Origin of the sequence: Streptomyces sp. NPDC048197 (assembly GCF_043202395.1) — a bacterium.
Taxonomy (GTDB): domain Bacteria; phylum Actinomycetota; class Actinomycetes; order Streptomycetales; family Streptomycetaceae; genus Streptomyces; species Streptomyces siderophoricus.
Genome location: NZ_JBIDAJ010000007.1, coordinates 173,230 through 180,865 on the forward strand (window position 1 = coordinate 173,230; position 7,636 = coordinate 180,865).

5 protein-coding genes are annotated in these 7,636 nt (G+C 71.8%); 1 reads left to right on the forward strand and 4 read right to left on the reverse strand.

What is annotated here, in order from left to right; all coding sequences use genetic code 11:
- Positions 1–265: 265 nt before the first annotated feature.
- Positions 266–1,582, reverse strand: coding sequence for a serine hydroxymethyltransferase (glyA, locus tag ACGF4C_RS12750; protein ID WP_030417200.1), 1,317 nt, complete (start codon positions 1,580–1,582; stop codon positions 266–268).
- Positions 1,583–1,931: 349 nt separating this feature from the next.
- Here glyA and rocD point away from each other — a divergent pair, with 349 nt between their 5' ends.
- Positions 1,932–3,149, forward strand: coding sequence for an ornithine--oxo-acid transaminase (rocD, locus tag ACGF4C_RS12755; protein ID WP_393565707.1), 1,218 nt, complete (start codon positions 1,932–1,934; stop codon positions 3,147–3,149).
- A gap of 264 nt (positions 3,150–3,413) precedes the next feature.
- On the opposite strand, the gene ACGF4C_RS12760 is transcribed toward rocD, so the two are convergent.
- The 3 genes from ACGF4C_RS12760 to ACGF4C_RS12770 form a co-directional block, all read right to left on the reverse strand.
- Positions 3,414–4,604, reverse strand: a complete 1,191-nt coding sequence (locus ACGF4C_RS12760; RefSeq protein WP_393565709.1) for a glutathionylspermidine synthase family protein — start codon at positions 4,602–4,604, stop codon at positions 3,414–3,416.
- Positions 4,605–4,621: 17 nt separating this feature from the next.
- Positions 4,622–5,029 carry a hypothetical protein gene (locus ACGF4C_RS12765; protein WP_030417203.1) on the reverse strand — a complete coding sequence of 136 codons (408 nt, stop codon included), beginning with the start codon at positions 5,027–5,029 and terminating at the stop codon, positions 4,622–4,624.
- 227 nt (positions 5,030–5,256) lie between these two features.
- The gene (locus ACGF4C_RS12770) at positions 5,257–7,611 is read right to left on the reverse strand and encodes a beta strand repeat-containing protein (protein WP_393565880.1); all 2,355 of its coding nucleotides are present in this window, start codon (positions 7,609–7,611) and stop codon (positions 5,257–5,259) included.
- Positions 7,612–7,636 lie beyond the last annotated feature (25 nt).

Consider the following 7,636-nt stretch of genomic DNA (forward strand, 5'->3'; position numbering starts at 1 on the left):
GGTGGGCGACGGGCGGGCGATCGAGAGCCATGGGACTGATTGTCTCAGGTCGCGGGGGGCGGTAGGGCGTCCGGTGGGCGCGGGGGCCGGGCGGCGGGCCTCGGGGGCGGGGGTGGGGGCAGATTGGGGGTTGGGGTGGGGGTTCGTAGGGGTGATCCCGCAGGGGGTTCTCGAACGCATCCCCTAGGGGATGGCGAGGCCCCCTGCGGGGCCACAACGAGCAGGTGGGGGCGGGTATTCCCCAGCAGTCAGTGTTCTCCGGCCGTTACTCCCCGACCGCCAGCCCCGGTGCCGGGTAGGCCGCCATCAGGTCGGCGACCTCGGTGCGGATCACCGTGAGGGCGTCCTCGTCGCCCTTCGCCGCGGCCTGGACGCCGCGGTCGATCCACTCCGCGACCTGCGGCATCCGGTCCGTGCCCAGGCCGCGGGAGGTGAGGGCCGGGGTGCCGATGCGGATGCCGGAGGGGTCGAAGGGCTTACGGGGGTCGAAGGGCACGGTGTTGTAGTTGACGACGATGCCCGCCCGGTCCAGGGCCTTGGCGGCGACCTTGCCGGGGACGTCCTTCGACGTGAGGTCGATCAGCACCAGGTGGTTGTCGGTGCCGCCGGAGACCAGGTCGTAGCCGCGGGCCAGCAGCGCCTCGGCGAGCGCCTTGGCGTTGGCGACGACGGCGTGCGCGTACTCCCGGAAGGACGGGGCGGCGGCCTCGCGCAGGGCGACCGCGATGGCGGCCGTGGTGTGGTTGTGCGGCCCGCCCTGCAGACCGGGGAAGACGGCCTTGTCGACGGCCTTGGCGTGGCTCGCCCGGGACATCAGCATCGCGCCGCGCGGCCCGCGCAGGGTCTTGTGCGTGGTGGTGGAGATGACGTCCGCGTGCGGGACGGGCGACGGGTGGGCGCCGCCCGCGACCAGCCCGGCGATGTGCGCGATGTCCGCGACGAGGACGGCGTCGACCTCGCGGGCGATCTCGCCGAACGCGGCGAAGTCGATGGTGCGCGGGACGGCCGTACCGCCACAGAAGATGATCTTCGGGCGTTCCTTGCGGGCGAGGTCGCGCACCTCGTCGAAGTCGATCAGGGCGGTGTCGGCGCGTACGCCGTACTGGACCCCGCGGAACCACGTGCCGGTCGCCGAGACGCCCCAGCCGTGCGTGAGGTGGCCGCCCATCGGCAGTGACATGCCGAGCACGGTGTCGCCCGGTTCGGCGAACGCGAGGTAGGCGGCGAGGTTGGCGGGCGAGCCCGAGTACGGCTGGACGTTGGCGTGTTCGACGCCGAAGACGGCCTTGGCGCGCTCGACGGCCAGGGTCTCGACGAGGTCGATGTTCTGCTGGCCTTCGTAGTAGCGACGGCCCGGGTATCCCTCGCTGTACTTGTTCTGCAGGACCGTGCCGGTGGCTTCCAGGACGGCTGCGGAGACGTAGTTCTCGCTGGGGATCAGCCGCAGCGTGTCGGCCTGGAGCTGCTCCTCGGCGCCGACCAGCGCGGCCAGTTCGGGGTCGGCGGCGCTCAGCGCGGGATGGGAGAGGGATGCGGACTGCGGGTGCGCGGACTGGGCGTGCGCGGACTGCGGAAGTGACATGGCGTCCTCCGGGGCGGTCGATCGGTGGTCCGGTCGTGGTCCCGGGGTGCCCAGGCGGGGCGACACCTCGTGGTGGTGGCCACGCAGCGCTCCCTCGGGGTCGTTTCCCCGTACGCCAGTCGCGATGCGCACCGCCGAGTCTAGACGGCCGTGCGCGGCCCGGTGCCGGGAACACCCGTTCTGCCCCACGGTCCGGTGCCGAGGACGCCCCTTCTGCCCCACGACCCGGCGCCGGGAGCACCCGACCACCCAGGCGGCTTCCGGATGAACCGCCTGCGGAGCAATATAGAGGGGCATATGGGGCACCTCACTCCATACGCCCCGTACGGTCTACCGGAACGGAGTCACGGTGACGTCCACGGAACCCGGCATCGCAGCCGCCCTCGCCGCCGCCGAAGCCCACAGCGCGCACAACTACCACCCGCTCCCCGTGGTCGTGGCGACCGCCGAGGGTGCCTGGATGACGGACGTGACGGGCCGGCGCTACCTGGACATGCTCGCCGGGTACTCCGCGCTGAACTTCGGGCACGGCCACCCGCGGCTGCTGGCCGCCGCCCGCGCCCAGCTGGAACGGGTCACCCTCACCTCACGCGCCTTCCACCACGACCGGTTCGGCGACTTCTGCGCCAGGCTGGCCGAGCTGTGCGGGATGGAACTGGTGCTGCCGATGAACACCGGCGCCGAGGCGGTCGAGACCGCGGTGAAGACCGCCCGCAAATGGGGCTACCAGGTCAAGGGCGTCCCGGACGGCCGGGCGAAGATCGTCGTCGCGGAGGGCAACTTCCACGGCCGGACCACCACCGTCGTCTCGTTCTCCACCGACCCCGAGGCCCGCGAGGGCTTCGGCCCGTACACCCCCGGTTTCGAGATCGTCCCCTACGGCGACCTGGCCGCGATGGAGGCGGCGGTCGACGAGCGCACCGTCGCGGTGCTGCTGGAGCCGATCCAGGGCGAGGCGGGCGTACGGGTGCCGCCGCCCGGCTATCTGGCGGGCGTGCGCGAGCTGACCCGGCGGCGGAACGTGCTGTTCGTCGCCGACGAGATCCAGTCCGGGCTGGGCCGCACGGGCCGGACCTTCGCCTGTGAGCACGAGGGCGTGGTGCCCGACGTGTACGTGCTCGGCAAGGCGCTGGGCGGCGGGGTGGTGCCGGTGTCGGCGGTGGTGTCCTCGCGCGAGGTGCTGGGCGTCTTCGCGCCGGGCGAGCACGGCTCGACGTTCGGCGGGAACCCGCTGGCCTGCGCGGTCGCGCTGGAGGTGATCGCGATGCTGCGGACCGGCGAATACCAGGAACGGGCCACGGAGTTGGGCGAGCACCTGCACAGCGAGCTGGGGCTGCTGGTGGCCAGCGGGGCGGTGGACGCGGTGCGCGGCCGCGGACTGTGGGCGGGCGTGGACATCAACCCGTCCCGCGGCACCGGGCGCGCGGTCTCCGAGCAGCTGATGGCGCGCGGAGTGCTGGTCAAGGACACCCACGGCGCGACGATCCGGCTCGCGCCGCCCCTGATGATCAGCAAGGAGGACCTGGACTGGGGGCTGGAACGGCTGAGGGGCGTCCTGGAGGCGTGACGGGGGGACCCGCCGGGACGGTGTGAGGGAACGGCGTGACGGGACGTAACGGGGGGCGTGCGGGGGCGGCGGACGTGCAGCGGGCGGCCGGCGGCGGGTGCGAGGCCCTGGCCGCTCGCTGTGCCAGGTCCGTACCGGGCCCCGCGCCGGCCCGTCCGGCCCGGCGGATCACAGGGGAAGTCCGGCTCAGCGGATCAGGTGGGAAGGACCGGCCCAGCGGATCACACGGGGGCCGGCCCAGCGCATCACATCGGAAGGACCGGCTCAGCGGATCACATGGGGAAGGAAACGGGCGTACTCGTCCGTGACCGGGCCCGCCGACTCGCGGATGCCGAGGCCGGCCGCCTCGTCCTCGATGACCCAGGCACCCAGCACCACCCGGTTGCCGTCGAAGTCCGGCAGCGGCGCCAACTCCTGGTAGCAGCACGGGTCGTCGGGCCCGCGCAGCACCGGCTCGTCGCCCGGCTGGTGCAGGGTGACGCCGGCGCCCTCCCGGCCCAGCAGCGGTTTGGCGGCGTAACCACGGGTGTGCGCCAGCTCGCGCGGCCCGTCCAGGTAGGCGGGCAGCAGGTTCGGGTGGCCCGGGTAGAGCTCCCACAGGATCGCCAGCAGCGCCTTGTTGGAGAGCAGCATCTTCCAGGCGGGTTCGATCCAGAGGGTGGAGCCGGTGCCGCCGCCGTTGTCGAGGGTGTCCAGGACGTGCGGGCCGAAGTCGTCGGTGGCCAGCCACTCCCACGGGTAGAGCTTGAAGCAGGCCCGCACGAAGCGCAGCCGCTGGTCGACGAAGCGGCCCGAGAGCCGGTCCCAGCCGATCTCCTCCACGGGGATGGCGACGGTCGCGAGGCCCGCCTGCTGGGCCGTCTCCTCCAGGTAGGCGACGGTCATCAGGTCCTCGCCGAGCTCATCGCCCGCGGAGTGCGCGAAGTGCACCGGCGCGCCGGGCGGCAGCAGCGGAGCCTGCCGCTTCCAGGCCGCGACCAGCCGCTCGTGCAGCGAGTTCCACTGGTCGGCGCCGGGGAAGCGTTCCTCCATCCAGAACCACTGGGGGCTGGCGGCCTCGACCAGCGAGGTCGGCGTATCGGCGTTGTACTCCAGCATCTTGGCCGGGCCGGTGCCGTCGTAGTGCAGGTCGAACCGCCCGTAGAGGGACGGGAGTTCGGCGCGCCGGCGCCAGGACTCGGCGACCAGCGCGGCCAGCCGGGGGTCGGTGATCCCGAGGTCGGCGAAGCGGTCGCGGGCGACGATGTGCTCGGCGGCGGCCAGGCACATGCCGTGCAGCTCCTCGACGACCTCCTCCAGCGCCTCGACCTCCGGGAGGGTGAAGGAGTAGTACGCGCTCTCGTCCCAGTAGGGGCGCAGCGAGTCGTCCGGGTAGCGGGTGAGCGGGTAGATCAGGCCCTGCGCCTCGACGGTCTGCTGCCAGCCGGGCCGGGGCTCGATGGTGTGGCGTTCCATGGCCGTGCGGTGTCCGCTCAGCCGCCGAAGGAGCCGTGGTGGCTGCCGTGTCCGCCGTGGCCCCCGGAGCAGCCGAAACCGCCGCGGTTGACGGCCGTGGTCCGGCTGAAGGTGCCGTTGTCGGCGTACTTGCCGCCGCCGTTGTCGGGGTCGTAGTACCACTGGCCGTCGACCGGTCGCTTGCCGCGGCCCGACGTACCGGATCCGGCACCGCCGGTACCCGAGCCGCCGGTGGACGAGCCGCCGCCGGCCGAGCAGTTCTTGGCGTCGACGACGCGGTAGCCCTTGACGACGTCGTAGCTGTTGCGGTCCACGCAGCGCTTGTCCGGGTCGGAGCCGCAGGACGTCAGGGCGGCGGCCAGGGCGCCCATACCGCCCAGGATCACCGTGCTCGACCGCAGCCGGCGGCGTGCTTTCTCGGCCATTTTCTGTCTCCCCGTGGACGGACATCCGTACGAACGCGGAGCAAGCTTAGGGGCACACGGCACGGCGCCGGACCGCCCCTTCGGACGGCCCGGCGCTGTGCGGTGGGTGAGTGAGTGGATATGGATCGGAGTGGCCGGTTATCGGTGGACGGCCGCGATGGATGACCGTCGGTGGATGGTTGCCGGAGCGGACAGTTGCCGGAGCGGACAGTTGCCGGAGTGGACGGTTACAGGACGATCTGGGTGTCGGTGCCGGTGGAGGTGCCGAAGTTGCTGTCTCCGGTGTAGTTCGCGGTGACCAGGTAGCTGCCGGGTGTGACCAGCGCGGAGCTGACCGTGGCGACACCGCTGCCGTTCAGGGTTCCGGTGAGGTTCACGGTGGTCACCCCGTCGGTGATGGTGAAGTTGACGGTGCCGGTCGGAACGCCGCTGCCGGGTGCCACCGCCGCGACGAAGGCGATGAACCCGACCGTCTGCCCGCTCGTGGACGGGTCGGGGAACGAGGTGACCGTGGTGATCGTCGAGGCCTGGTTCACCGTCTGTGTGTCCGTCCCGACAGAGCTGGCGAAGTCGGTGTCACCGTTGTAGGTCGCGGTGACGTTGTGCGTACCGACGTCCAGGGTGCTGGTGGTGACGGTCGCGATCCCCGCGACGACGGTGCCGGTCAGCGTGCCGCCCCCGCCACCGTCGATGACGAAGGTGACGGTGCCGGTCGGGCTGCCTGCCCCGGGCGAGTTGACGGCGACGTTCGCGGTGAAGACCACCAGCTGCCCGAAGACCGAGGGGTCGGGCACGGAGGTGACGGTGGTCGTCGTGGACGCCTGGACCACGGTCTGCGTGTCGGTGCCGCTGGAGGCCGTGTAGTTGGCGTCACCGCTGTAGGTCGCCGTGACGGTGTGCGTACCGACCGGGATGGCACTCGTGCTGACGCTCGCCGTACCGCCCGAGAGCGTCGCCGTCAGCGTCGGGCCACCGGCGACCACGAAGGTCACCGTGCCGGTCGGGGTGCCCGCGCCCGGCGACACCGGAGCGACGGTGGCCGTCAAGGTCACCGACTCACCCGGCACCGACGGGTCCGGAGACGTCGTGACCGACGTGGTCGTCGCCGCCTGGGTCACCGTCTGGGTGGTCGCCCCGACCGAGCCGAGGAAGTTCCCGTCACCGGCATACGTCGCCGTGACGGCGTAAGTCCCGGCCGTCACCAGTCCGTTGGTGCTGACACTGGCCGTGCCGCCGCTCAGTGTCCCGGTCAGGCTCACGGTCGTGACACCGTCGGTGGCGAGGAACGTGACCGTCCCGGTGGGGGTCCCGGCGCCCGGCGACACCGGAGCAACGGTGGCCGTGAAGGTCACCGTCTGCCCGACCACGGACGGGTCGGGAGACGTCGTCACCGTCGTGGTGGTCAGGGCCGGAGCGACCGTCTGGGTGTCCGACCCGACGGAGCCGGTGAAGCCGCTGTCGCCGCTGTAGGTCGCCGTGACGGTGTGCGTACCGACCGGGATGGCACTCGTGCTGACGCTCGCCGTACCGCCCGAGAGCGTCCCGGTCAGCGTCGGACCACCGGTGACCACGAACGTCACCGTGCCGGTGGGAGTACCCGTGCCCGGCGACACCGGCGCAACCGTGGCCGTCAAGGTCACCGACTCGCCGAACACCGACGGATCGGGGGCCGTGGTGACCGAGGTGGTGGTCGAGGCCAGGGTGACCGTCTGGGTGTCGTTGCCGCTGGAGCCGGTGAAGTCACCGTCACCGCTGTACGTCGCCGTGACGGAGTAAGTCCCGGCCGTGGCAAGCCCGTTGGTGCTGACACTGACCGCGCCGCCGCTCAGCGTCCCGGTCAGGGTCACGGTCGTATCACCGTCGGTGGCGACGAACGTGACCGTCCCGGTGGGAGTGCCCGCGCCCGGCGACACCGGAGCAACGGTGGCCGTGAAGGTCACCGTCTGCCCGACCACGGACGGGTCCGGAGACGTCGTCACCGTCGTGGTCGTCGATGCCTGGGTCACCGTCTGCGTGTCCGACCCGACCGAGCCGGTGAAGTTGCCGTCGCCGCTGTACGTCGCCGTGACGTTGCTGGTCCCGACCGGAATGGCACTGGTAGTGACACTCGCCGTGCCGCCCGAGAGCGTACCGGTCAGCGTCGGACCACCGGAGACGACGAACGTCACCGTGCCGGTGGGAGTACCCGCACCCGGCGACACCGGCGCCACCGTGGCCGTCAGGGTCACCGACTCACCGAACACCGACGGATCCGGAGACGTCGTCACCGAAGTGGTCGTCGCCGCCTGCGTCACCGTCTGCGTGTCCGTACCACTGGACCCGGTGAAGTTGCCGTCACCGCTGTACGTCGCCGTGACGTTGCTGGTCCCGACCGGAATGGCACTGGTAGTGACACTCGCCGTGCCACCGGAGAGGGTGCCGGTCAGGGTCGGGCCACCGGAGACGACGAACGTCACCGTGCCGGTGGGCGTCCCCGCACCCGGCGACACCGGAGCCACCGTGGCCGTCAAAGTCACCGACTCACCGAACACCGACGGATCCGGAGACGTCGTCACCGAAGTGGTCGTCGCCGCCTGCGTCACCGTCTGCGTGTCCGTACCACTGGAC

Excerpts from the sequence above, each read along its gene's own strand:
- ACGF4C_RS12760 (WP_393565709.1), bottom strand. The coding sequence starts at position 4,604 with ATGGAACGCCACACCATCGAGCCCCGGCCCGGCTGGCAGCAGACCGTC.
- glyA (WP_030417200.1), bottom strand. The coding sequence starts at position 1,582 with ATGTCACTTCCGCAGTCCGCGCACGCCCAGTCCGCGCACCCGCAGTCC.
- ACGF4C_RS12765 (WP_030417203.1), bottom strand. The coding sequence starts at position 5,029 with ATGGCCGAGAAAGCACGCCGCCGGCTGCGGTCGAGCACGGTGATCCTG.